The 23,949-nt window shown below is 46.6% G+C and carries 22 protein-coding genes and 2 pseudogenes; 5 read left to right on the top strand and 19 right to left on the bottom strand.

All coding sequences use genetic code 11. From position 1 onward, the window contains the following. From PN462_RS14215 to PN462_RS14200, 4 genes and pseudogenes are all read right to left on the bottom strand, one after another. Window positions 1–221 (bottom strand): annotated as a pseudogene (locus PN462_RS14215) (RRXRR domain-containing protein); the annotation flags it as partial. Window positions 222–402: 181 nt separating this feature from the next. Next, window positions 403–2,658, bottom strand: coding sequence for a GumC family protein (locus PN462_RS14210; RefSeq protein ID WP_272129074.1), 2,256 nt, complete (start codon window positions 2,656–2,658; stop codon window positions 403–405). Window positions 2,659–2,712: 54 nt separating this feature from the next. Next, on the bottom strand, window positions 2,713–3,606 hold the full coding sequence (locus PN462_RS14205; protein ID WP_272129072.1) for a transglutaminase family protein: 894 nt from the start codon (window positions 3,604–3,606) through the stop codon (window positions 2,713–2,715). Between the two features lie 256 nt (window positions 3,607–3,862). After that, window positions 3,863–4,690 (bottom strand): pathogenesis-related family 1 protein, encoded by an 828-nt coding sequence (locus PN462_RS14200; RefSeq protein ID WP_272129069.1) that lies wholly within the window; start codon window positions 4,688–4,690, stop codon window positions 3,863–3,865. A gap of 371 nt (window positions 4,691–5,061) precedes the next feature. On the opposite strand from PN462_RS14200, the gene PN462_RS14195 reads away from it, so the two are divergent. Then, window positions 5,062–5,523 carry a M67 family metallopeptidase gene (locus tag PN462_RS14195; protein WP_272129067.1) on the top strand — a complete coding sequence of 154 codons (462 nt, stop codon included), beginning with the start codon at window positions 5,062–5,064 and terminating at the stop codon, window positions 5,521–5,523. 51 nt (window positions 5,524–5,574) lie between these two features. Next, window positions 5,575–7,014: a trypsin-like peptidase domain-containing protein gene (locus PN462_RS14190; RefSeq protein WP_272129065.1), complete on the top strand. Its 1,440-nt coding sequence runs from the start codon at window positions 5,575–5,577 to the stop codon at window positions 7,012–7,014. A gap of 91 nt (window positions 7,015–7,105) precedes the next feature. On the opposite strand, the gene PN462_RS14185 is transcribed toward PN462_RS14190, so the two are convergent. Further along, a complete protein-coding gene (locus PN462_RS14185; protein ID WP_443029176.1) occupies window positions 7,106–8,404 on the bottom strand; it encodes a dihydrolipoamide acetyltransferase family protein in 1,299 nt (432 codons plus the stop codon). A gap of 36 nt (window positions 8,405–8,440) precedes the next feature. Between PN462_RS14185 and PN462_RS14180 the strand changes: the two genes are divergently transcribed. Beyond that, window positions 8,441–8,650: a hypothetical protein gene (locus PN462_RS14180; protein ID WP_272129059.1), complete on the top strand. Its 210-nt coding sequence runs from the start codon at window positions 8,441–8,443 to the stop codon at window positions 8,648–8,650. Window positions 8,651–8,655: 5 nt separating this feature from the next. Here the strand turns inward: PN462_RS14180 and PN462_RS14175 are convergent, their stop codons facing one another. The 10 genes from PN462_RS14175 to PN462_RS14130 form a co-directional block, all read right to left on the bottom strand. Further along, window positions 8,656–9,321 (bottom strand): YggS family pyridoxal phosphate-dependent enzyme, encoded by a 666-nt coding sequence (locus tag PN462_RS14175; RefSeq protein WP_272129056.1) that lies wholly within the window; start codon window positions 9,319–9,321, stop codon window positions 8,656–8,658. Window positions 9,322–9,476: 155 nt separating this feature from the next. Beyond that, window positions 9,477–9,749: a transcriptional coactivator PipX gene (gene pipX / locus PN462_RS14170; protein WP_272129054.1), complete on the bottom strand. Its 273-nt coding sequence runs from the start codon at window positions 9,747–9,749 to the stop codon at window positions 9,477–9,479. 268 nt (window positions 9,750–10,017) lie between these two features. Further along, a complete protein-coding gene (locus tag PN462_RS14165) occupies window positions 10,018–10,893 on the bottom strand; it encodes an energy-coupling factor transporter transmembrane component T family protein (protein ID WP_272129050.1) in 876 nt (291 codons plus the stop codon). 280 nt (window positions 10,894–11,173) lie between these two features. Continuing rightward, window positions 11,174–12,532 carry a ribosome biogenesis GTPase Der gene (gene der / locus PN462_RS14160; protein WP_272129047.1) on the bottom strand — a complete coding sequence of 453 codons (1,359 nt, stop codon included), beginning with the start codon at window positions 12,530–12,532 and terminating at the stop codon, window positions 11,174–11,176. Window positions 12,533–13,096: 564 nt separating this feature from the next. Further along, window positions 13,097–13,582, bottom strand: coding sequence for a DUF3368 domain-containing protein (locus PN462_RS14155; RefSeq protein ID WP_272129046.1), 486 nt, complete (start codon window positions 13,580–13,582; stop codon window positions 13,097–13,099). Continuing rightward, window positions 13,575–13,826 carry a UPF0175 family protein gene (locus tag PN462_RS14150; RefSeq protein ID WP_272129045.1) on the bottom strand — a complete coding sequence of 84 codons (252 nt, stop codon included), beginning with the start codon at window positions 13,824–13,826 and terminating at the stop codon, window positions 13,575–13,577. The genes PN462_RS14155 and PN462_RS14150 overlap by 8 nt, the downstream gene beginning before the upstream one ends. Window positions 13,827–14,407: 581 nt before the next feature. Further along, complete coding sequence (locus tag PN462_RS14145) at window positions 14,408–15,442, bottom strand: ribonucleotide-diphosphate reductase subunit beta (protein ID WP_443029177.1); 1,035 nt, start codon at window positions 15,440–15,442, stop codon at window positions 14,408–14,410. Window positions 15,443–15,663: 221 nt separating this feature from the next. Then, window positions 15,664–16,473 (bottom strand): peptidoglycan recognition protein family protein, encoded by an 810-nt coding sequence (locus PN462_RS14140; protein WP_272129043.1) that lies wholly within the window; start codon window positions 16,471–16,473, stop codon window positions 15,664–15,666. 93 nt (window positions 16,474–16,566) lie between these two features. Then, window positions 16,567–17,766 (bottom strand): peptidoglycan-binding domain-containing protein, encoded by a 1,200-nt coding sequence (locus PN462_RS14135; RefSeq protein ID WP_272129042.1) that lies wholly within the window; start codon window positions 17,764–17,766, stop codon window positions 16,567–16,569. Window positions 17,767–17,803: 37 nt separating this feature from the next. Further along, window positions 17,804–18,394, bottom strand: coding sequence for a PAP/fibrillin family protein (locus PN462_RS14130; RefSeq protein WP_272129040.1), 591 nt, complete (start codon window positions 18,392–18,394; stop codon window positions 17,804–17,806). Between the two features lie 313 nt (window positions 18,395–18,707). Between PN462_RS14130 and PN462_RS14125 the strand changes: the two genes are divergently transcribed. Next, window positions 18,708–18,911, top strand: a complete 204-nt coding sequence (locus PN462_RS14125; protein WP_272129039.1) for a hypothetical protein — start codon at window positions 18,708–18,710, stop codon at window positions 18,909–18,911. Window positions 18,912–19,207: 296 nt separating this feature from the next. On the opposite strand, the gene PN462_RS14120 is transcribed toward PN462_RS14125, so the two are convergent. Continuing rightward, the gene (locus PN462_RS14120; RefSeq protein ID WP_272129038.1) at window positions 19,208–20,491 is read right to left on the bottom strand and encodes a glutamyl-tRNA reductase; all 1,284 of its coding nucleotides are present in this window, start codon (window positions 20,489–20,491) and stop codon (window positions 19,208–19,210) included. Between the two features lie 267 nt (window positions 20,492–20,758). On the opposite strand from PN462_RS14120, the gene PN462_RS14115 reads away from it, so the two are divergent. Further along, window positions 20,759–21,349, top strand: a complete 591-nt coding sequence (locus tag PN462_RS14115; protein WP_272129037.1) for a chromophore lyase CpcT/CpeT — start codon at window positions 20,759–20,761, stop codon at window positions 21,347–21,349. Window positions 21,350–21,707: 358 nt separating this feature from the next. Here PN462_RS14115 and PN462_RS14110 read toward each other — a convergent pair whose 3' ends face one another. The 3 genes and pseudogenes from PN462_RS14110 to PN462_RS14100 all read right to left on the bottom strand — a co-directional run. Next, on the bottom strand, window positions 21,708–22,643 hold the full coding sequence (locus PN462_RS14110) for a glycosyltransferase family 2 protein (protein ID WP_272129036.1): 936 nt from the start codon (window positions 22,641–22,643) through the stop codon (window positions 21,708–21,710). Window positions 22,644–22,650: 7 nt separating this feature from the next. Next, window positions 22,651–23,745 carry an NAD(P)H-dependent flavin oxidoreductase gene (locus PN462_RS14105; protein WP_272129035.1) on the bottom strand — a complete coding sequence of 365 codons (1,095 nt, stop codon included), beginning with the start codon at window positions 23,743–23,745 and terminating at the stop codon, window positions 22,651–22,653. Between the two features lie 18 nt (window positions 23,746–23,763). Then, window positions 23,764–23,949 (bottom strand): annotated as a pseudogene (locus PN462_RS14100) (hypothetical protein); the annotation flags it as partial.

The following is a 23,949-nucleotide window of genomic DNA, read 5'->3' as shown; positions in this document are numbered from 1 at the left end:
TCCTTCACCAGTTTTAATGCAGTGCGAAGCTGAGAAGTGCCGTTGCCGTCTTTCTGCCAGCCCTCACGCACATAAACCGAGGCTATCTTTTCGAGTTCTGAGATACAAAATTGCTGTCCAATCATCACGGGAGAAAAGCCCTTACCAGAACGCGCACCCTTGCGCCCACTGGTCAAGTCAACATCAGCCCTCACTTTCTCGTAGCCGATTGCTGTTACCGGGCATTGCGGCTGTGTCCTAGATTTACCTAGTTGGGCGAGATTCCACCCCCTTACAGCTAATCCGGTCTAGAGAAACGACCAGTAGTGTTAATCCGCAATACCCCTGGAGAGCTATTCGCAGCTACGGGAAGGTTATCTCTCCCCACTCCCCCACCTCACGAAGTAGGTGGGGGTCATTGAACTATTTTTTCCGTCCGGCGACAGGAGGGGGGAGATTTTTCCCACTAGACGACCCATTCCCATTATGATTGCCATTTAACGAGGGAGTGGCAGTAGCGAGGGCTTCTGGACGGCTTCCAGGTAAGGCTGTGGTCTCATCTTCCCCTTCGTAGGTTTCTGGGGGTGGCATTTCTACCCCGTTAATGACTCCCCCTAAAATGGGCATTTCCGCTTCAACCATCTGATCTAACATCGCCCCCACTTCTTTCCCCCGACTCACCCCTGGACGGGTGACAATGATTAAGCCATCAGTGAGGGGTTGTAACAATAAGGCATCATTGGCATGGTTTAAGGCTGGGGTGTCCATAATGACCATATCAAAGCGTTGTCGGGCATCTTCGACTAATCGCCGCATTTCACTGGACTCGACGATGGAAGCCGCTTTGCGCTGGGGCCCGGCACTGGGGGCAAGATAGAGGTTTTCCACGAGGGGAACGAGGCGAACACATTCATTGTGGGAACTATAATAGGCGAGGGGTTCGGATTGTGCGTCGGGGTCAACGGCCAGTTGAACGGCTGGAGCGTGGGAGGGCGATCGCATATCCCCTTCAATCAATAAGGTCCGTTTTCCGGCATAGGCCGCCGCAATAGCTAAATTATAGGCTGCGGTGCTTTTCCCTTCCTCACGTCCCACACTGGTCACTAAGACCACTTTAGAGTTTTTTGGAGCAGAACGGCGCAAGGTACTGCGACAATGTTCATAAATATCCAAATAGGGCAAATTTTTCCCCGTGATTAAAGTGGGAATGGCCTGTTTTTCAGTTTTCTCTAACCAAGGCAACTCGGCCAACACCAGAATTTCTCGCTCTGAGAGTAAGGCCCGCAGTTCTTGAGGGGTATGGAGTCGAGGGTCGAGGAAGGAAAAGGCTAAAATAACTACTGCTCCGGCAATGCCCCCGCCGACAATTCCCGCCAAAATGACAATAACGGGGTTGGGCGGTTCGGAAACGTCGGGTTTTTGCTCTTGAATCATAGGTTCTTGGGCAATGGAGAGGTTTCCGGTGGTTTCGGCTTCTGCGGACTGTGCATCCACTAAACGGGCTTGCAGGCCATTGTAGAATTGTCGCTTTAATTCCAATTGTTGCTGCAACCGCGTCATTTCTAATTGTTTGGTGGGAAACTGCTCATAGTCTCGGCGCATTTCCTGTTCATTGCGTTGTAGCACCTGTAATTGACGAGCCAAGGATTCTTTTTGTGCTTCTAGTTCGAGAATTTGGTTGGCTAAGTTCTGGCGAGTGGGATCAAGACTGCTATCTTGACGAATTTGTCGGGGGGCGGCTTCAAAGACATCATCATTGCCAATCACTTCGTTGGCCCGTTCAATGAGCAACTGTTCGTAACTGGCAATTTGATCAATTAAGGCTTCCATTTGGGGATGGGCTGGCCGTAAGTCCTTGGCGAGCATTTGTTGTTGGGTTTCTGCTTCGAGAATTTGCGCTCGCAGTTGGGCAATGATGGGATCGGCACTTAAAGCGGCGGCGGTGGCGGCTTGTTCGGGGGTGAGGTTTAATTGATCGCTGAGGCTATTAATTTGGGATTCAATGCCTTCGAGTTGTTGTTGGAGTTGTCTTTGCTGTTGTTGGGCAGCACTGATGGCGGCAAAGAGACTCCCATCTTGGGCAGCAATCATGGATGAGCCTTGCTGGCTCATGTATTGGTAGAATTGTCGTTCTGCTACTTGGAGGTCTTGTTTGGCTTCGTTGACTCGTTCTTTGAGGGCTTCAATTTGCGATCGCAATTGTGCCGTATTAAAGAGACGACTCTGCTCTACCATCTCCGTGAGCATGACTTCTAGGGTCTTTTGTGCCAGTTCCCTTTGTTTCGCAGTATATTGAACTTTAATTAATTGTGGCCCTGCGGCTTCCCCTTCTTTTTGTTCGGGAAACTCAATTTTGATATTTTTGAGAAATCTTTTCGGCTTTTCCAGCATCTGGGCGGCTTTCGCCCCTTCTGACATCACCTGTTCATTGAGGAGGAGTTGCTTGGTAATGGCGTTGCGGCCTTGTTCGAGCAAATTCTGTCCGGTTTGTGTGGCGATGGGCGGCGGACTACTATAGGTTAACAGTCCAATGGCTCTATATTTGGTCGGGGGAGGCGGCTCTGGGGGCAAAATAGCTACAACACTAGCTGCTCCCAACACTAAGCCAGCTACTGCAACACCGATATATTTATTTTTCTCGAAACTAACTAAAAAACGTTTAACAATTGGAGCAGCCATAGCAGGTGACACAAGTGCGACACTGCCCCTACTATAGCAAGAGAACACCGACTTTTATTGTTGACTCGGTGGGATTGCAAGTTTTCTTATCGTAATTTTATTGTTGAGGCGGGATTGAACGGGGTGGGCTAATTCAACGGTAGCGGGGATATAGTCTCCGGCAATGGGTGCGGTGTAGGTGGGAATGGCACTGGCGACTAAGGCGATATGGCGATCGCTAACAATTAAACCCTGAGACGGATCATAACCCCGCCACCCCGCCCCCGGCAAATAAATTTCTGCCCAAGCGTGCAAGTCCCATTCTTGCATATCTGGATCGCCTTCTTGGTAGCCACTGACAAACCGACTGGCCAACCCCATCACCCGGCACACTTCCATAAAAAGAACCGCTAAGTCTCGACATGATCCTTCTTTCTGTTGCCAAGTTATCCCTGCACTCTGAGGCTGTCCGGTCTCCCGAAAAATATAGTTACACTGGCTATAAATATGCTGGTTGAGGTCATTTAAAAATTGCTTAGGATCATGACCTACATTTTGGGCAATTTCCTGCGCTAAGGTAATAATATCAGGGTCAAAGACGGTTTGATAGGGGCGTAAATAGGGCTGGAGTTGTTGTTGTAAAGAGCTAGGATAATCAAAGGGGAATTGTTTGGCCCAAGACTCAATATTCAGCAGATAGTTAAATGGGTTTTCTTGTCGGGTTTCTACTTCTGTTTTTACAACACATTCAAGGGATTCTGTCAAGGTTTTAAACCAAATTTTAATTAAATAATTCCCATCAAGATCATGATAATGGGAAATATTCTCTGGTTGGGGGTTAATTGCTAACTGGAATTGATAGACATTTTGCCAAGCATCCGAACGAGGATGCAGCCGCAACACATGAGGCCGCAAAGATACTTTTTGCGAGTAAGAATAAGTCGTCCGATGACAAATCTGGTAGTACACTTTTTGAGTGGATAGTTGATAGTTGATAGTTGATAGTTGATAAGCTGTTGTGCATTTAAATGGGTATGTGATAGTCGGGAACAGGGAACAGGAAACAGACAAGAGATTAGGGAATTTTGTCTAAATTTGGAAAACCCCATTTAAATGTGTTTTAGCTTAGTTAATAGTTAATAGTTGAACCACAAAGATACAGGAAGATAGGGGAGATAGGGGAGAACAAAGAACTCAGAACAAATTAATTATCAATTATCCATTATTAATAAGGGCGTTGTCCCACATAATTTCCGGGGGGATTATAATTACAAACCCACACCTCTCTATTCTCATTTCTTGCCATACCACATCCCACTTCCTTCGTGTCTTCCCAAACCACTTGGGTATAGTGACCACACATTTCCCCAGGGGTACAGCTATTGGTCGCATAATCATAATATTCTACCTCATTTCCCCACATATCTACCACTCGTTCAGGGCTTAATTGTTGTCCCGATGCTGTGGCTAAATTTTCCCCATAATTAGAATTTTGACGGTGTTCAAAGGAATTCTCGCGGATTAGCGTTTCCGCCCATTCTTGGGCATAATTTGCTAAAGTGGGCGACCATTGTACGGGGGGAACACCAACTTTGGCTCGCCATTTGTTATGGGCTGCTAACATTTGTTCAATCCCCGCTTGCGAACTCAGATCATAGACATTGGTTTCTATCCCCGCATTTTGCGCATCCTCTAAACTGCGAATGCGGTCAACTGATACCCCTTCTTCAGTTGTATTATCTTCGACATAGAGAACAGTGTATTTTTCCCCCTCTTGACTATTCCATTGCCAACCCATTAATCTGGCTTCTAACCATTGGTTATTTCTTAACACATAGACGGGTTGACCATCGAGGGGAAAGGTGGGGTTTTGTGCTACCATTTGCGGAGACGGCCAAGGTAATTTTTCAGCTAAAGCGGAAGGGGAGAAACTCAGAAAGGCTTTTTGAGGATCGGTATTCTGGGCAGGATGAGAATTTTGCTGTATAGTGGTTAAGGTGATGCCGAATAAAGCCGTTGTAATTAATAGGGAGAGTTTGGGGATAGAGTCCATAATACTTGACTAAAATACTTGACTAGGGCAATAGGGGTTCAAGATTCTTATTTTCATTGACGACACACAGGTGAGAAAGTTCAATTTGTGCTAGTTTTACCCAGGGAAGTCATCTATAACAGGTGATCATTCAGGAATTGTTGTTAACCAAGACAACAACAACCAAGACAACAACAACCAAGACAACAACAACCAAGACAACAAGACAACAACGACGTTTTCCGGATGATACCAGTAAACCAGTCAGAGCAGGGAGAGGGGTGTAACCTGTTATGCCATTTGGGGGAAATTTTGCGGTTGACCTCTAGTTAATTCGAGAGAGAGTCCAATCTTGGTAGAATGATAACAGCGATCGCGCAAAATCCGACACTGTGACATTACAATTCCCCACCCCCCATCTCGAAACCCTTCGCACCCATGCAGCCACCACCTACCCCCAGGAATGCTGCGGTATTCTATTAGGCAAAAACCAGCACATCCTAGAAATTCGTCCCACAGAAAACGGTTGGAGTGCTGACTATGAGACTCTCTTAGCCACAGCCACAGGACTGACAATGGAGAATCGAGGCAAACAAGATAGTTTTATCATATCGCCCCAAGACCTATTAAACGCGCAGAAAGACGCAAGAGAACGGGAATTACAAATTATCGGCTTTTATCACTCCCATCCCGATCATCCTGCAACCCCCTCGGAATTCGATCGCGCGATCGCCTGGCCCGACTACTCCTATTTAATCATCACCGTCCCCCAAGGCCAACCCGGAGAACTCCGCAGTTGGCAACTCGACTCCCAGGGCCAATTTCAACCCCAACCCATCCAAATCACCGCCTGATTTCCCTAGAATATGCTAGAACAGTGAATAGGAAAGTGTCAGCATCGATCCATGACTCGCAAATTATCCACCCGTTTAGCCGCCAGTGTTCTTCGTTGCGTCCTCACACTGGGAACAGTAGGAACATTCACCCTACTCAACCCCGGAGAAACCCCCAACCCCCTATCCTCCCAACCCATCTGGGCCCAAACCCTAGACGAAGAAACCAGCATTCGCGTCTATGAAAAAGCCAACCCCGCCGTCGTCTCCATTGAAGCCAACTCAGACACCGGAAGTGGTAGTATTATCCGAGCCGATGGTTTAATCTTAACCAACGCCCACGTCGTCGAAAACACCTCCACCGTCCGCGTCGAATTAGCCGATGGGCGACAATATCAAGGCCAAGTCCTCGGCTATGCCAATAATAATCTAGACCTCGCCCTCGTCAAAATTCCAGAAGTTAATAACCTCCCCACCGTCAGTTTAGCCCCTAGCGGCTCAGTCCGAGTCGGTCAAAGAGCCTTTGCCATTGGCAACCCCTTCGGACAATTTCAAGGCACATTTACCACCGGAATTGTCAGTCGTATCGACGAAGAAAAAGGACTCATTCAAACCGACGCGGCCATCAACCCCGGTAACTCCGGCGGCCCCTTACTCAATAGTGACGGAGAATTAATCGGCGTAAATACCGCCATTTTCAGCAGTTCACGGGATGCGGGCAACATTGGCATTGGGTTTGCCATTCCCGTCGCCAAAATTCGCCCCTTCCTCACCGCCGTCGAGGAAGGCCGCGCCTCCCAAACCGCCAGAGTCCGACGGCCCAACCCAGACAGTGTGCAACCCCCCCAACCCCTCCGCCTCAATCAATCCGTGCAAGGCCGTTTAGAACCAGGTGATAATATCTTATCGGGGGATAATAGTTTCTTTGATGCCTATCGCTTTGAAGCCACCGCAGGTACACGCATCAACATTGAAATGTCATCCGGGCAACTTGATCCTTATCTCATTCTCATTGCCCCAGATGGCTCAGAAGTGGCACAGGATGACGATGGGGGAGGGGGGCGCAATGCTCGTATTGTCGCCACTTTACCTCTGAGTGGCACTTATTTATTAATGGCTAATTCCTACACTAGGGGAGAAACCGGAAATTATCAACTACAAGCAAGGGCTAATAGTACCGCCAGTCCTTCGGCTACAGGGGTATTATTACAACAGGAAGGCTTTTTAGGGACTCAAAATCTTCGTTTACCCGACGGCAGTTTTTATGAGGAGTATCGCTTTGAGGGAAGGGCGGGCCAGTCGGTAACGTTGACGTTGGAGAGTCAAGAGTTTGATACTTATTTAATTTTACTCAATGCCCAAGGGGATAAGTTAGCGGAAAATGACGATGTAACGGATGGGAATACCAATTCTCGCCTCACGGTAAATTTACCCCGCACGGGGGTTTATCGAGTGTTGGTGAATTCTTATCAGCAAGGGGAGAGGGGCCGCTATCGGTTAACGGTAAGGTGAGGGGTTGAGAGGAGAGAAACCGGGTTTCTATGGGGATGTATTTTGTTAGCCCTGGTTTTATATAGAAACCCGGTTTCTGAGTTAATCTAACTTACAATGTCAAAGATTGAGGGTTATGTTCGATTAACTGGGCTAAGTCACGGAGGAAAGCCGCCGCATCTGCCCCGTAAATGATTCGGTGATCACAAGTAATATTAACCTGCATCTGCCGTTTTACCCCCATTAAGCCTTCATCTGTCGCTACCACGTGAGGCCGAGATGCACCCACGGCTAAAATCGCGCCTTGGCCAGGTGGTAAAATGGCATCGAAGCGATCTACACCAAACATTCCTAGGTTAGAAATGGTGAATGTGCCGCTATTGTATTCATCGGGTTGCAGTTGTTTGGCTCTGGCTCGCTCTACCAGTCCTTTCCAGTTGCGAGAGAGGGAGTAAATGTCGATTTGATCGGCATTTTTTAAGACAGGGGTAATTAACCCACCATCGGGCATGGCTACGGCAATGGCTATATTAATATTATTGGCGTAATGAATGCCTTGATCGGTATAACTGGCATTGACGATGGGATGTTTCTGTAAGGTGACTGCAATGGCTTTGGCTAACAAGGCAGTCATGGTTACGCCTTTGGGCTTGATTTTCTTGTAAAGCCCGTCTAACGCATCGGTGGTGATGGTGTACCCTACATGGAAGTCTGGCACTTCGATGCTGGCCGTCATATTCTGTACTACGGCCTTTTGGAGGGTGTTCATGGGTTGCACTTCCCCTGGGGTGGCCGGTGTTTGACTGGCCGCGGGGGAGGGTTGAGTGATGTGGGTGGGGGCCGGGGTGGTGACTAAGGCGGTGCTGGTGGAAGGGGTGGAGGGTGTGGCGGGGGTTGCGCCGACGGCTTCTTCTACGTCGGAGGCGATGATCCGTCCGTAGGGGCCGCTGCCTTCGAGGGTGGAGAGGTCAACCCCTAGTTTTTTGGCTAATTTGCGGGCGCGAGGAGATGCGACAATGCGCCCGTTGCGGTTGCTAGATTGTTTTTGGGCTGGGGCGGCTTTGGGAGCTTCTGTGGGCTGTGTGGGGGTGTCTGTGGCTTGGGGTTGGCTCGGTTGAGAATGGCTGCTTCCGGTGGAGGGGGCTTGTTGTTGGGCTTTTTCAATTTCCTCTTGGGTTTCGGCGAGGAGTGCGATCGCGGCCCCCACGGGTGCTTCGTCCCCAGCTTCAACTAAAATGGTGGCGAGATACCCTTCGTGGAACGATTCTACGTCCATATCGGCTTTGTCGGACTCCACCACGACGACGGTTTCCCCTTTTTGGACTTTCTCACCAGGGGATTTGGCCCAAGAGACAATTTTCCCTTGAGTCATGGTGGAACTGAGTGCAGGCATGAAAATATCGTGGATCATGGAGGGTTTTGACCTTTCTGTGGCTGATGACTACAAATGACTAGAAGGTTTAATTTTACCGTGAATTGGTCATTGGTGAGGGGAGATGGGGGAGATGGAGGAGATGGGGGAGATGGGGGAGATGGGGGAGATGGGGGAGATGGGGAAAACAAAAAATATCTTATTCCCGATTCCCGATTCCCGATTCCCGATTCCCTGTTCCGAAGTTCCCTGTTCCCTTTTTCACAAACAACAAAGAACAAATAACAAACTTATCTTTCGCCAAAAATGACCCGGCCTAGACGAATCATGGTTGCTCCGGCTTTAATGGCCAAGGGATAGTCCGCAGACATTCCCATGGAGAGTTCGGGGAGATTAAAGTTATAGTCGGGGTGGTTTTGGATTTCGTCACGGAGCGATCGCAGTTTCTCAAACCCCCCTAATGCCTCCTCCTCGGATAACCCCATCGGTAAAATCGTCATTAACCCGCAAATCTCTAAATGGCTTAATTTCTCGATTTCGGGTAAATCTGACCATAATTCCTCTAGGGTCCAGCCATATTTATCGGCATCAGGTAATACTTTCACTTGGAGGCACAGTTTGGGCGTTTTTTCTAATTCTCCCGCCAATCGATCTAAGCGTTTGGCTAGTTTGAGACTATCGCAGGTGTGAATCCAGGGGAAATGCGCGATCGCTTTTTTGGCTTTATTACTCTGTAAATGACCAATAAAATGCCAACAAATATCCGGTAAGTCCTGTAATTCTTCCTGCTTATCTAATGCCTCTTGGATGCGACTTTCTGCAAAGTCCCGAATTCCTGAATCATAGGCCGCTCGAATGGCCTTTGATGGAAAGGTTTTCGTTACCGCAATTAAACGCACGGTGTCCGGGACATTTTGGCGAAGTTTGGCCAAATTTTCTGCAATTGAACCAGTCATATAGCAGTAATCTGTAATTAGTAATTAATCATTAGTAATTAGTCAACTAATCCCAAAGTAATGTTGTCAACAATTCTACAAGTTTTGAGTTTTTGAACAGGTCAACAATTGATAAAAATCACTCTAATAATAGGCGATTTATAAAGCACAATTCTTTATTGAAATGTCCGTTTATAAATGGCATGAAGATTTTTATAATCTTGATCTGCTCCGATACGACGGAGTTTTCTCATGCGTGTTTCTACCAATAAACGAGCCTCAGAACGACCTAGGGGATCAAAACTCAAACCTTCTTTATTTTGAGACACTAAAAAAAAGAGTCGTTGAGCATATAACGTTGTAAACAGTTCCTGTTCTTGTTCAACAGGGCAAATTTTAAAGAGCAGACCAAAAGTGGGATGATTCAGATAAGTTTCGTAATTAGTCATTAGAATAGCAGCAAAAGCAATACCCGTGGTTAGTCGATGGAAATGTCAAAATGGCTATAATACCCTCTCGTTTATCCTTACGGTCATCTCCATTATCTGGTTTAGTTTGCACTCATGCAAGAGGATCAAATAAAATTAAGTCTTCAAAGAACGTTTGTGGATTCCAAAATGCTGTATCAATTGACTGAAATGAGCTTAGGGCAGTAAACCGTAAGAATAACAGGATTTTGACTCCGGTTTTGTGGGGTTTCACCAAGAAGGAAACCGATTAAGCCATCCATCCCCAAGTAAACCTAGCCCACCAAAATAATAATAACCCCACTAGAGCGATGCCATCCCATTGATGTAAACGGAGTTGATGCCATTGGACGCGATGTTCGTTGGGACTGGTAAAACCGCGCACCGACATAGCTACAGCGATTTGTTCAGCCCGCAATAATAAATTCTCTAACAATCGTTCTGCGACTACCAACCAAATTTTAGCACTCTGACGTAATCCTAGTTTTTTCCAATGGATGGCGCGGGTTCGGATGGAACGAAACAAGTTTTGAATTTCCTCTAACACCAAGGGGATAAAACGCAGGGACAGGGTAAGGGTAAGGGTGATCTCTGTAATGGGCAGTTTAAACCGTTCTAGGGGACGGAGCAAGTCTTCGAGGCCGGCGGTAATTTCTTCGGGGGCGGTGGTGAGGAGGTAGAGGGTGGTACTGTAGATGAGGACAAAGAGTAAGCTACTGATACGGATACCTAAATCGAGCGATCGCCGCGTCACATTCACTCGTCCCCACTCCCACAAAATATAATGATAGTCTGAGGCACTCACTTCAACGGCACTTGCGGGTAAACGGGGTTGATAGGTAATAGCGAGGCCGTCATTCATCACACAAGTGATCACAAAGGCCATTCCTCCCAAGATTAACAACCACCCCATCTGCTGTCGCCAAGCGCGAAAGGGAATTCTGGCACTCAGGGTAATCATAACCAAGACTCCGACTAACCCCAATCGCCATCCAGAGTTGGCCAAACTGGGGGTAAGCAAGAAACTCAGCAACCACCCCAGTTTCACTCTAGGATCAAGCCGATGTAGCCAAGTGACAGGCTGTTCAAGATACAATCCGATAGGTAGCGATCGTAGTAAGTCCATTTTTGTTGTTGGTTGTTTGTTTTTTGTGGTTGGTGGTTGGTTGTGGTCTGAACCTTGGGTTAAAACCCAAGGCTAACAGCGAAAAGCCGTTTTAACGGCTTAATATTTACTATTAACTGCAAACTATCAACTATCAACGGTCAACTAGGTAGCGATCGTAGTAAGTTGGTCTGCACCTTGGGTTAAAATCCAAGGCTAACAGCGAAAACCCGTTTTAACGGGTTAATATTTGCTATTAACTGCAAACTATCAACTATCAACGGTCAACTATCAACTACCATTAAACCTGCGTTGCTCGATTTGCCGTTCGTTCTAAATCTCGCCCTTTCTTCCCTCGCCAGAGAAAGCGAATGGGAGTCCCGGTAAACTCCAGTTGTTGGCGGAATTGGCGTTGCATATAACGGCGATATCCGTCATTAAACCGCTTGGGATCATTCACAAATAGGGTAATGGTTGGCGGTTGACTACTCACCTGTGTCCCATAGTAAATTTTGCCCTGTTTCCCCTGGCGACTGGTGGGGGGACTATGCCACAAGATGGCCTCTTGAATGACTTCGTTAATGGTAGCGGTGGAAATGCGGCGTTTATGGGCTTCTGCGGCGTTATCGACCTGTTCGAGGATTTTATCTACCCGTTTGCCCGTTTCTGCGCTAATAAAGAGCATTTCTGCCCAGTCGAGGAAGTATAAACGCTCGCGGATCACCCGTTCTTGTTCGTAAATGGTGTAGGAGTCTTTTTCGACCGCATCCCATTTGTTAACCACGATAACGGCAGCACGGCCTTCTTCAATAATGCGATCGGCCAACTTCTGATCTTGATCCGTCACCCCGTCCAATGCGTCAATCACCAACAACACCACATCGGCCCGACGAATGGCTTTAAAGGCACGATTAATACTAAAAAATTCTGCCCCATAATCGACTTTTTTCTTCCGTCGAATGCCCGCAGTATCAATCAAACGGTAATATTTCCCATCCCGTTCCACCTGCATATCGATCGCATCTCGGGTTGTCCCCGAAATCGGACTCACAATGGAACGCTGTTCCCCAGTAATGGCATTGAGTAGCGTAGATTTGCCCACATTAGGACGACCCACAATAGCCACATTGGTTTCCGGCAATTCCTCAATTTCCTCACTGGGGGGTAAATGGGGCAACAACTCATCTAATAAATCCCCTGTTCCACTACCATGAATTGCAGAGATGGGGTAAGGGTTGCCCAGATTTAACTCCCAAAATTGGGCGGCCTGAATAATGCCTTGTTCGACGGACTCGCATTTATTCACCGCAAGGAGGACGGGGACTGAATGTTGTCGTAACCATTGGGCAATTTCTTCATCTGCGGGGGTGGGGCCGGTTTGGCCATCGACGACGAAAATGGCGGCATGAGCTTCATTTAACGCGGCGTTCACCTGTTCCCGAATGAAGGGTAAAAACTCGGTATCGTCATCAAAAATTAAGCCTCCGGTATCGACAACTTGGAAATCCCGGTCTAACCAGAAGGCGTTTTGGTAGGTGCGATCGCGGGTAATCCCCGGTTCATCATGGACAATGGCCATCTGGCGATCGGCCAAACGGTTAACCAGCGTAGATTTGCCCACATTAGGGCGACCAATAATAGCAACTATAGGTAAAGGCATAATTAGAGATAAAAATAATAAGGCCAATCTCCATCTTACGCTTTTCTCTCGGTCAATTGCCAAACCCGCCCCACCCGGACTCGGAAGCCTCTAGGTGACAATCCGTTAACATCTGTGGCCGTTCCTGTATCCTATCGTTTAGGGTAGATGATGGAGAGGATAGCATAGAAAACTGAATGTTTGCCTTGAGTAATTGAGGAAAAAATATTCAGAGCAAATTTTAGAAGGGATGGTGCGTTCAACGGATATCACATTAAAACATAAAATCCCAGTTATCAGCCGTTGAACACACCCTACAATTCTGTAACTCCTTTCCTCAACATCCAACCAACAAACACCTCAACCCGTTTTAACGGGTTTTAGCTCTTAGCCTTGGGTTGAAACCCAAGGCTTTTAGATGGTGCGTTCAACGGATATCACATTAAAACATAAAATCCCAGTTATCAGCCGTTGAACACACCCTACAATTCTGTAACTCCTTTCCTCAACATTCAACCAACAAACTTTGTAAGTCTTCACGGGGGGTAAGTCCTTCAATTTTATGCCACGGGGTTGTCATGGTTTTTACTCTCCAACTAATGCTAAGGCTTGATCGATCACTCGGTTGGATAAATACATTCCAGAAAGACGCAGTTGTTCAACGACTGGACGGGCTGCGGGAATTTCTCCTCGTTGTTTTGCAGTGAGAACTAATCCTAATGTTCCACGCATGGGAATATTTAAGGTTTTGGCACAACGACGACCCGCTAAATCATCTAGAATAATCTCTGTTTCAGGATGGGTATAACCCCATGTTAAAACGGCGGATTCTCCTAGCCCTAAATCCCAATTTTGAATAACAGTCGGAACTTCGGGCATGGGTTTAATCATTAACCAATCTATTGTCGCTAAGGTTTGGGCGGTAATATCGGTTTTGCCATAGGCTTGAATTTCTTGGGCAACAGCTTCAGGAACAACGATTTTGGGACTAATAATTTGGAGTAGGTGAATTAAATTCGCCTTACTCAAAAAAATCAGAGGTGAGGTATTAATTGCAGGAGATTCAGCCACGGTTTAACTCCTGTTGTAAGTCATTCAAGTCCACAGCAAACACATCCACTTGTTCACGGACTAAAGCTGCGAGAAAGTCCCTCCGGTTGAGTCCAGCAATTTGGGCTGCTTTTTCTTGAGAAATTTCTTGTTTTTGATACCAATAAATGGCGGCAGCTAGGCGTAAATCATGGACAAATTCCTCTGGGGGAAGACGACGAGAGGAAAAAATTTCTTCAGGAAAGTCAATGGTAATTTGTGACATAAGCATTAAGTTTAGACTTTATCTCGAATTAGTATAGTAATAGTACATGATTCGTAAAAACAATTCGGCTGAATTCCCATTCTGTCAAGATTGAGTCTGAATAGATTTTACAAATGAGATCACATTGCTATAGAGGCAATTCGTAGGGGCAGTTCATGAATTGCCCCTACACCAAAATCAGAGGGAATTTAAGGATTTTGTAACTATTCAGGGGGGGATAGTGTAAACTGAGAGGCATGAAAGAGAAGATCACGCGCTTCAGGTACAAAAAGCGATCGCGGGTGAAGTTCCTTGGACTGTGATGCAAGTTCCCAGTCGAGAGGAAATAGTAAAATGGTTAGGAAAATTTCCTGATTCAGCCGGGGTGCAGGGATCGGAGACCTTTCGATTATTCAAGAATGGGAAAAATCGAAACGGCTCACTCCCAATTATCGTATTTTTATCTGGTCATTAGATAGCGATCTTCAAGGATATGATCATAGTCCTTGAGATGCGTAGCGAAAACTCCCTTGCAACAAAGATAATTCCCAACAGCTTTCTGCCCTTAGCCTCGGGTTTAAACCCAAGGCCGAAACAGCGCGTTAGATTTCATCCCAACCGCCAACACCAGAAGACATCACATAACTGGTGACACCCGCTTCAAAAAAGTTAGCTTTCGTATGCGCTTCTTTTTTCGTATCCGAAAAACGCTCTAAATGCGTGTAAGGACTTTTCTTGTACTTCTTATCCTTATACAACGGCTCTAAACCAATCGTTTGTAAACGAATATTAGCCAAATATTTCGTGTACTGTTCCGTACTCGATTCAGTAATCCCTAAAATTTGATTCCCCACAATATGATTAGTCCACCGACATTCATGTTCAACTGCTGTAGCAAACATTTCATAAATCTGATCAATCGAGTGAGGAAAGGCTTTCATAGCTTCTGGAACTAAGCGTTGAAAAATACGCACATGGCTCAATTCATCCCGATTAATCATTTTGAAAATGTCCGCACTCCCCGGCATCAACATCCGAGAAGCTAAATTATAGAAGAAGATAAAACCATTATAGAAATAAAGTCCTTCCAGTAAATAATCTGCCACTAGCGCGACAAAATATCGCTCTAAAGTCGGGTTATCAACATATTGCTGATAAAGACTGGCAATGAACTCACAACGCTCTAATAAAACCTTATCCGTCCGCCAGAAATCATAGACTTGATTCCGTCGTTCTGCGGGAATAATGGTTTCAATCATGTACTGATATGATTGATTATGTAACCCTTCCTGTGACGCTTGTTCTGTCATACAGAGGGATACTTCTGGCGCAGTAATTGGACTTTTTAAATGGGGTAAATTGTAGGTTTGAATGGAATCTAAAAACGTCAAATAAGACAAAATACCATCAAACGCATACCGTTCTTCTGGTGTTAAATTCCAGTAGTCCGTTACATCTTGGGTAATATCTAGCTTCTCTGGAATCCAAAAGTTCTCACGCATTTGTTTATAGAGTCCCACTGCCCAAGAATAACGGACATCATTTAATTGCATGAGGTTTGTGGTATTACCGAACCACATAGTTCGGTTCTCAATTGCGTCATCCCCGGCTGGATTAAAAATGGGGTTGACAGGCATAGAGTCTCGTTTTTCCGGTGTATAAGTCATAAAAACAAAATCACGACAACGAAAACAACAACTGGCTTAAAAAAGGTTTAAGCTAATCTTAAATGGGCATGAAGAAAACGGCATATTCTTGAGACAAGTTTCCCAAAAATAAACCGTTTTACATTCTTTGGTAATTATACAAAAATTTATTATTTTGTGTGGCAAAATTTAATTTTGACAAATCATCCTATCTAGTCTTTAGCAATCATCAACCGTTCGCGGACGGCCTGACGTAAGCGGGGTAACTGATTATACAGCCAATCCCCCGGACATTGGGTGTTAGAAAAATCTCGATGACCTCGAATATTATCGGCGGTAATATTACAAGCGTGACAAATGGCGGCACAGAGTTCAACCAGACTATTCCACTGAGTCTCAACCATTTCAAAACTCATGAAATTCCCCTCGTTTTCAATCCCAGGGGAGGAATTCCCCCCGGATAATAGCGCGTCATCCTGTTTCGCATGAGCCGATCGCACCGATTTTCCCTCCATCACTGCTTCTAACGAACCCTGTCGCCCTTCCAACAAATACCCCCCGGTGGTGTTGAGAAAATTATGTCCTGAATCCGACCAATTGCGCCCATAGAGATGGTCTTTTTGAATCGACCTCGCCAACTCCTTCGCCCCTTCCTCTGTTCCCTCAGAGACCGCGTGGGGGGGATTCCGGTGGGCGGAATGGTGAATGACAATATATTTGGGAATGGTGCGCTCAAAGTCCTCCCGTGGTGGTTCTGCGTTCCATTCTTGGGTAGTGATCACCCGGTCTAAGGTACTCGCTAAGGGGGTTTCTGGGGTGACAGGTTGGGGTTCTCCTTCCTCTAAACTCACAATCATGGACTGGGGGGGGTTGTTGAGACTCTGAAACCAGTCCACGGGAACATTAAAGCGATATTGCTCCCTTTCGGGGTTGTGGGGTTGCAGATCAACTTTCTGTAAATATTGATTTGTTCCCCCTTGCATTAAGTAAAGGGCTTTTTGGGTGAGTTTAAGCCAAGCCATATCCTGAAAACCCGTAATACTGCTGAGATTATCCCATTTTGGGGGGAGAACCACAAAGACACAAATTTATCCTTGTCGGGCTGTACTCCTGTTTTAATCTATCCTGCCTGGGGGACGGATTTCAAAATGGGCGTGGTTATCGTGGCCACTGGCCCGCAAACATAACCCTTCTTGGATGAGTTCTGGGTCATTAAATAAGATGCGACTGGTGAGGGGTTGGCGACGGATGGATTTGAGGATGGCCCGCATGGCATCTCGGTCATAACGGCTATCTTGCCAGGTGGGGAGCAGATAACCGCCACTGGTGCGGGGGAGGAGGATGTCGCAACTCATTCCGGTTTCGTGGGTGGCGTGGTCGGGGGTGTCGCCGCCGTAGGGGATGCTAACATCATTGATGACGATTTGGGCGGCTTGGGGGTGGGCATCGAGATAGGTGCGTTGGTAGTCTTGCCCGGCGGCTAGGAGGGTGTCGGCCATCCAGCTTGTGCCGTAGTCGTGGTTGTCGGTGGTTTGAATTTGTCGTTCGTAGTTAAAGAGGCCGGTGTTATCAATGGGCATGAGTTGCCAACGGGGGGCGTTTTTGGCTTCTAACCAGCGATGGGTGAGGCCGTTGGGGTCCACTCGTCCATCTACGCCGGCCCCTCGGATTTGATAATGTTGGTTGATGATGGCTTGAAAGAGGCGGATGGCGTTGAGTGTTCCGGTGTCGATGCTGGGGGTGGCTGTAACCCAGGTATATCCGAGGTCGTTGAGGCGTTGTTTGACGGCGCGGATGTCGGTATCGCGGTTTCTGCCGAGATATCCGACACTGCCGGAGAGGGGGAAGCGTCGGGGGTTGTTGACGAGGATGTTAAAAGTTGCGCGATCGCGCCCTATAATCAAAGTTAAGCTCTTTTCTCCGGCCTGGGTAAAGACAAATTGCACTTGCCAATGACCGAGATCATCAACGGGTTGACTGGAGACTTTAAACCCGGACACCTCAATAATGACGGCTTTTCCCGCATTACTGACATCGGTAAGCCCTTCTATGGTAAACCGTTCTTGGATATCCACTCGATTGGGGGGCGGTTGGGTGACTCGGATGGGGATATAGGGATCAGGTTCGGAGGGGAGGTTTTCAAAGGATACGATCGCAGATCGAGGAATATCATCCCCCTCCTGAAACCACGCTAAGGGAAAGTCTAGGCGTTTTTCTGTCTCGCTGCCTGTTTCTAGGTCAACTTTCTCTAAATATTTATTACTCCCTCCCTGCATCAAATACAAGGCTTCTGTTGTAATTTGCAACCAACTCATTATTCAAAGTCTCCAATTATCGATTCCCCATTCCCCATTATCCATCCCCCTTTTCTTTCACCAAAACAAAGACACTGCCTTCATTACCGCGATTAATGCGTAAATCTTCGTCAAGATAGGTAATATCAATCCATCCTTCCCGATCGCTGATTTCAAAGTCAAGGGGGGGAAACTTTTTCCCTGACTCTACTTGTTGAATAATGCCATGGGGGGATTTATACCCCATAAGTCGCTGTAACCCTAACACAGAGCGTTCAAAATGGACGGTGACGCGACGTTCTGAGGTGGGGGTAAAATGGGCTGCGACACAAACTAATCCTTCGAGGAAGGGAACGCCAGTAATTTCAGCGATATTATATACTCTGGTGTTCTCGGTGCGGATACATTGATAAATTTGCCCCATTTGCACTACCGGGAAGCGATTTAACCCTAATAACTCTCGACTGGTGGTATAAAGTAAACGCCAGTTTCCATCGAGTAACTCTAATTCTTGGGTGGGTTTGTCGGTGGGGTTAATGTCCTCTAAGTGGGTAATGGCCTCTAATATGTTGATTTTGTCCAGTTCATTGGCCAGCGTACCGCGATTTTTACCAGCGATCGCACTTAATAATACACTTTTCTTGCTCATGATCCTTTGTCAACCAGCCCTTTTTAACGAACGTACTACAAAATCCACGCCCTTTCTTGCTCAATTTTACGATGATTCAAGGGATTTGAGCCAACTGGGGGGGCTTCCGCAATATATTGTGACATATATCACCAGTTTTGGCTTTGAAGATCACGGAGTTGAGTAATTCATATCAGTAAAAACCACGATACAATTCACAAGGGAAAACGGAGTTAATCACGACCGTTAGAGAAAAAAATCGACATACTATAGGTAAGTTAACCTATTGGCCAGTTAACTGATCGGTGAGTCAACAACATTGGGTAGTTTTGTTATGAGACCTTTACAACTTTTACCAAATGCCGTATCGGAAATGTTGGCTTCAGTTGCCGAAACAGGTAAATTGACGCTCACAGACCGCTATGGCATCATGGCTGCTATTTTAGATGATAGTCTTCCAGAAGAAGAAATGCAGGCGATTAATCGCTTATTACGTGCTGTGCAACGAGGACGAGTCCAAGTGACGGCTCACCCGTAACTAGGGAGTTTTGGAAGTTAGGTTTTAACCTAGTTATTTATACGCCTAGTTATTTATACGCCTAGTTACTTATGCGTAAGTGTTTTTTTTGGGCTTAATGTGGACGCACTAGGAATCAATTCTGGAGTTACATGATGCAGCCTCACAATTTAGTTAACCCCAAGGTGTGGTTTCAAACCACACCTTATTGTTATTGTATTGTTATTGTTGGTTTCTTTTTGGGTTAAGCCAACTACCCCTAAATCAATCCCTCAATATTGACGGATTGATTTAGGGGTTAAGAGACAGAGAACATTTTATGAAAACTGTTCTTCTGTTTCTAGGTTAAAGAGTTGTTGTAAAGACTGCATGGCCTGACGACGGGCTTCAATATCTTGCTGCGATCGCAATTGCACCATTGGCTCATGTAAAATCTTATTGACAATTCCACGGGTAAGAGCTTCAATCACCTCTTGATGCTTGTCCGCAAACTCCACACCCAAACGAGACAAGGCTTTTTCTAACTCCTGCTCGCGGATACCTTCCACTTTTTTCCGTAAACAGTTAATCGTGGGGACAGTTTCCAAAGAGCGTCGCCACACTTCAAACCCTTCGACTTCTTCCTCTAATAAAATCTCTGCTTCTTGGGCCATTTGGTGACGTTGAGCAGTATTCTGAGCAACAACCGCTTTTAAGTCATCCACATTAAACACCCGCACCTTCTCTAATTCTTTAACATCTCGGTTAATATTGAGGGGAACAGAGATATCAATGAGCATTAACGGATGTTCTGGTAACTGGCCTTCTAGCTTGGCCTTATCCAAAATAGGTTCAGTTGCTCCGGTACTGGTGAAGACCAGATCAGAGCCTTTGATTGCATCCATCATATCCTCTAACGGACGCAGAGTTAAATCTGCCTCACTAAATTGTTTGGCTAAATCTTGCGATCGCTTCTGAGAGCGATTCACAATGGTAATATTACTCGCACCCTTAGCCAGCAAGTGTTTCACCAGTAATTGGGACATTTTCCCGGCCCCAATAATAGTGATGCGACTGCGCGTCAGATCATCGGCCTTCGTCAAGGCTAATTCTACCGCAGCCGAAGAAATAGACACCGCACCCGTCCCAATATTGGTCTCCGTGCGTACCCGTTTCCCCGCAGAAATCGCCTGTTTCAGCAGTCGATCTAATAAACGGCCAATCCCTTTGTATTTCTGGGATTTTTTGTGCATAGTTTTCACCTGCGAGAGAATTTGGCCTTCCCCTAACACTAGACTATCTAACCCCGCAGCCACCCGCATCAGATGGCGCATCGCATCCTCATGGAGTAGGGTAAAGAGGTGTCTTCTGAGTTGAGAGAGGGGTAAATGGCTGGTTTCTGAGAGAAATTGGGTAATCTCCACCACACCTGGTTCACTCTCACTGGACACAAAATAGATTTCTAAACGGTTACAGGTGCTGAGAATGGCGACTTCTTCAATATGCGGGTAGGTTTTAATATGCGCGATCGCTTCCTCCAGATTATTTTCTGGAATACTCAACTTTTCCCGCACTTCCACGGGGGCGGTTTTGTGACTTAGCCCAACAACTGCAATATTCATAAAGACTTTTTAAAGTTTCGTATGCTCTCCTGTTGTAATATTTTGGTCTTTTCTCGGCCACTGTTTACCAATCTTAATGATTCTTGACAAATTGAGAGCTAATCTATACACATTGTGGGAATTTTGTCAAGTCTCAAGGCAGACAACCTACAGCCAACCAGGGATTTTTGTGAACGAATATCAAAAAACCTTGCATTTCCATTGACAAAACGCTCTCAACCATTGACAAATAATCCATATCCCAACACAGAAGCAAACAAAGCAAGGATGACTCACTCAACTGATCTTCTAACCCTAGGCCGTTGGATGGCCGCCGACTTCAGCAACCAAGAGCAAGCCTTTGCCAACCCTCCCTTTTTCGCTCATATTCGCGTCTGTATGCGTCCTCTCCCCTCCGAAACCCTATCGGGGTTAGGATTACTCGTCGAACAGGCTTATGATTATATGCTCAATCAACCTTATCGCCTACGGGCCCTGAAATTAATGGTCGTTGATGACCATATTGAAATTGAAAACTATCTAGTCAAAGGGGAAAAAGACTTATATGGAGCGACACGGGATGTGGCCCGGTTACAGAATTTAAACCGCGATCGCTTTGAAAAACTCCCCGGCTGTAACATGGTCGTCCATTGGAGCGGCAACAGCTTCAAAGGCGAAATCGAACCTGGAAAAGCCTGTAAAGTCACCCGCAAAGGCAAAGACACCTATCTCGACAGCACCTTTGAGATCGACGACAACCTATTTCTCAGTTTAGACCGAGGCCGTGACCCCGAAACCGACGAACGAGTTTGGGGATCAGTGGCCGGAGCATTTCGCTTTGTCCGGTGGCAAAGTTTCGCCGACGAAGTGAAAGTATAATTCAATAAACTTCATAATTCAGCATTTTTACGGACAAAAAATCTAGAGTTTCGTGGCAAAATCAGGAGAAATTTGCAAACCTGCCTAAGCGGGTTTGTAACATCAGGGTGAATTTGCAGAAAAAAACATCAAGATTATGGCTAAGTTGTCCAACCCCCCACTTCAGTCGAATCCTTTTGCTACCTATCGTGACCCAAAAACGGGAGAATGGCGGATCGTCGGTGGTGCTAACATCCAACCCCAACTTCCAAAAAACCCCAAAATCCCCCAACCCCAGCAAGTGGGTTGAGGGAACAATTGGTTCTCCTCTATCTCCCCCACCTTCCCCATCTCCCCTCCAAAGTGAACCCGCCAACTATCAACTCTCAACTATAACCTCCTCCATCACAATATAAACCGGACGTTTGCGGACTTCATCAAAAGTGCGCCATAAATATTCCCCAATAATCCCTAAAAAAATTAACTGAAATCCTCCCATCAACAATAAAACAATCATCAACGCAGACCAGCCTTGTACCGGGATAGAATGGGTTAAACGGGCAATAAAGACCACAATCCCATAAGTAAACCCCAAAACCGCTAAACTCATGCCCAATGCCGTACAAGCGCGAATAGGGAGATAGGAAAACTGGGTAATCACACTCACCGCCAATTCCACCTTAGACCAAAACTTCCACCCCGACTTCCCCGTTTTACGCTTTTGGCGGTTGTAGAAAATGCGCGTTTGACGAAACCCACTCCAGAGAATTTGTCCAGTAATATGGGAGTTTTTCTCCTGCATCCCCTGCAACACCTTCGCCACTGGACGAGTGATCATAAACATATCGGCCCCCGTTTTTGGCCATTCCGGCCAAATGCGGTGCATCAGTCGGTGAAAGAGGTTAGAGGTGAGTCGGTCCCAAAGACTATCCCCCCGACTACGACGCACGGCCCAAGCCACATCATACCCCGTCTGAAGTTCTTGATAGAGTTCATAAACTAACGCAGGTGGTTCTTGTAAGTCTTGGGGGAGAAAGGTGATATAGTCCCCGGTGGCGTAATGGATGCCCGCTAAAATGGCAATATAGGACTTAAAGTTCCGAGCGAGACGAATGGCTCTATATTGGAAAGAATGGGGCTGTATGTGGCGTATAAGCTCAAAAGTACGGTCTTTTGACCCATCATCCACAAAAACAATTTCAGTGTTAAAGGTTTCTTGGTTGGCTTGGGCTAATGTTTCTAATGCCTCTAGCAATCTAGGACAGAGGGATTCTGCATAATAAAGGGGGATAACAATGGACACCGTAGGACGCATTCAGGGTTTAATTACTCAACGCTGTTAATTCTGCCATGAGGTCGGCGACGGGAACGATCGCATTGGCTCGGCCTGCATTGGACCCTGCAAACACTAACCCGTCTTCAATGTCCCCTCTGGCAGCTTTATCGAGGGCTTGAATAATACAGTAGGTCTTTTTTTGTTCTCGACAGGCACAACTTTTGAGACAGTTGGCAATACAGCGTTTTTCGAGGTGGGGTGAACTGGCGATCGCAGCTTCAGCAAACTCATTGCGCAAAGCCCGGCCCGGCAACCCCACAGGACTCGGTACAATGACCACATCTTCACGCTGGGCCTGCAAGTGAAATTCTTTATAACGGGGATCAGCATCGCATTCTTCGGTAGTGATAAAGCGAGTCCCCAATTGTACCCCACTGGCCCCAAGGGCTAACATTTGCTTAATGTCTGCACGGTCCCACACTCCTCCTGCGGCAATCACCGGAATATTGACCTTGAGTTTATCCCGCAAATAGGCGACTAATTGGGGAATCACTTGCTCAATATTCGACTCCTCACTGTCCAAGTCTTCATATTTTGCCCCCAAATGGCCTCCGGCAGTTTTCGGACATTCCACAATAAACCCATCGGGTAAACGCCCATAAGTGCGTTTCCACTTACGGCAAATAATTTGGGCAGCCCGAACCCCTGATACAATCGGCACAAGGGCGACATCGGGGGATTCGGCGGTATATTCGGGCAGTTGTAATGGTAAACCCGCCCCGGCTATGATTAAATTTGCTCCATGCTGGGCCGCAGTGCGGGCTAATTGGGGATAGTCCCGTGCGGCTACGAGGATATTAACCCCGATAATGCCGTTAGGACTAAGCTCACGGGCTTTCTGGATTTCATCAATGAGGGCTTTGCGGTTAGCTTCAAAAAAGTCCCCTCGGCGGCGTTGGCGGTCATAATAGGGGGAGTTAAACCCCAACCCTACGGCGGAAATAATGCCAATTCCTCCGGTATTGGCCACGGCACTGGCTAACCTAGCTCCAGAGATGCGAATTCCCATCCCCCCTTGGATGATGGGATAAGGGACTTGGTGTTGGCCGAGGGTTAAAGAGGGTAAATGCTGAATGCTCATTTCCTATACCTGCTGATTTTATAATTGTTCAGTAATATAACAGGGTAACAGGAAATGTTCATAGTTGACGATTGAACTACAAAGGAGTGTCGGGGGATGGGGAGATGGGGGAGTTGGGGGAGATGGGGGGGCAGGAGTGAGGAAAGAGAAGTGAGAAGTCTGTAATTTTTTCTCTATCCTCTCTCCTCTATTCTCTCTCCTCGC

Origin of the sequence: Spirulina sp. CS-785/01 (assembly GCF_028330525.1) — a bacterium.
In the GTDB taxonomy this organism is placed as follows: domain Bacteria; phylum Cyanobacteriota; class Cyanobacteriia; order Cyanobacteriales; family Spirulinaceae; genus JAQMSD01.
The sequence above is the reverse complement of the archived record's forward strand: the minus strand, read 5'-3'. Positions and strand labels throughout refer to the sequence as shown.

Excerpts from the sequence above, each read along its gene's own strand:
- PN462_RS14210 (WP_272129074.1), bottom strand. The coding sequence starts at position 2,658 with ATGGCTGCTCCAATTGTTAAACGTTTTTTAGTTAGTTTCGAGAAAAAT.
- PN462_RS14200 (WP_272129069.1), bottom strand. The coding sequence starts at position 4,690 with ATGGACTCTATCCCCAAACTCTCCCTATTAATTACAACGGCTTTATTC.
- PN462_RS14190 (WP_272129065.1), top strand. The coding sequence starts at position 5,575 with ATGACTCGCAAATTATCCACCCGTTTAGCCGCCAGTGTTCTTCGTTGC.
- PN462_RS14185 (WP_443029176.1), bottom strand. The coding sequence starts at position 8,404 with ATGATCCACGATATTTTCATGCCTGCACTCAGTTCCACCATGACTCAA.
- PN462_RS14180 (WP_272129059.1), top strand. The coding sequence starts at position 8,441 with ATGACTAGAAGGTTTAATTTTACCGTGAATTGGTCATTGGTGAGGGGA.
- PN462_RS14175 (WP_272129056.1), bottom strand. The coding sequence starts at position 9,321 with ATGACTGGTTCAATTGCAGAAAATTTGGCCAAACTTCGCCAAAATGTC.
- pipX (WP_272129054.1), bottom strand. The coding sequence starts at position 9,749 with ATGACTAATTACGAAACTTATCTGAATCATCCCACTTTTGGTCTGCTC.
- PN462_RS14165 (WP_272129050.1), bottom strand. The coding sequence starts at position 10,893 with ATGGACTTACTACGATCGCTACCTATCGGATTGTATCTTGAACAGCCT.
- der (WP_272129047.1), bottom strand. The coding sequence starts at position 12,532 with ATGCCTTTACCTATAGTTGCTATTATTGGTCGCCCTAATGTGGGCAAA.
- PN462_RS14150 (WP_272129045.1), bottom strand. The coding sequence starts at position 13,826 with ATGTCACAAATTACCATTGACTTTCCTGAAGAAATTTTTTCCTCTCGT.
- PN462_RS14145 (WP_443029177.1), bottom strand. The coding sequence starts at position 15,442 with ATGCCTGTCAACCCCATTTTTAATCCAGCCGGGGATGACGCAATTGAG.
- PN462_RS14140 (WP_272129043.1), bottom strand. The coding sequence starts at position 16,473 with ATGGCTTGGCTTAAACTCACCCAAAAAGCCCTTTACTTAATGCAAGGG.
- PN462_RS14135 (WP_272129042.1), bottom strand. The coding sequence starts at position 17,766 with ATGAGTTGGTTGCAAATTACAACAGAAGCCTTGTATTTGATGCAGGGA.
- PN462_RS14130 (WP_272129040.1), bottom strand. The coding sequence starts at position 18,394 with ATGAGCAAGAAAAGTGTATTATTAAGTGCGATCGCTGGTAAAAATCGC.
- PN462_RS14125 (WP_272129039.1), top strand. The coding sequence starts at position 18,708 with ATGAGACCTTTACAACTTTTACCAAATGCCGTATCGGAAATGTTGGCT.
- PN462_RS14120 (WP_272129038.1), bottom strand. The coding sequence starts at position 20,491 with ATGAATATTGCAGTTGTTGGGCTAAGTCACAAAACCGCCCCCGTGGAA.
- PN462_RS14115 (WP_272129037.1), top strand. The coding sequence starts at position 20,759 with ATGACTCACTCAACTGATCTTCTAACCCTAGGCCGTTGGATGGCCGCC.
- PN462_RS14110 (WP_272129036.1), bottom strand. The coding sequence starts at position 22,643 with ATGCGTCCTACGGTGTCCATTGTTATCCCCCTTTATTATGCAGAATCC.
- PN462_RS14105 (WP_272129035.1), bottom strand. The coding sequence starts at position 23,745 with ATGAGCATTCAGCATTTACCCTCTTTAACCCTCGGCCAACACCAAGTC.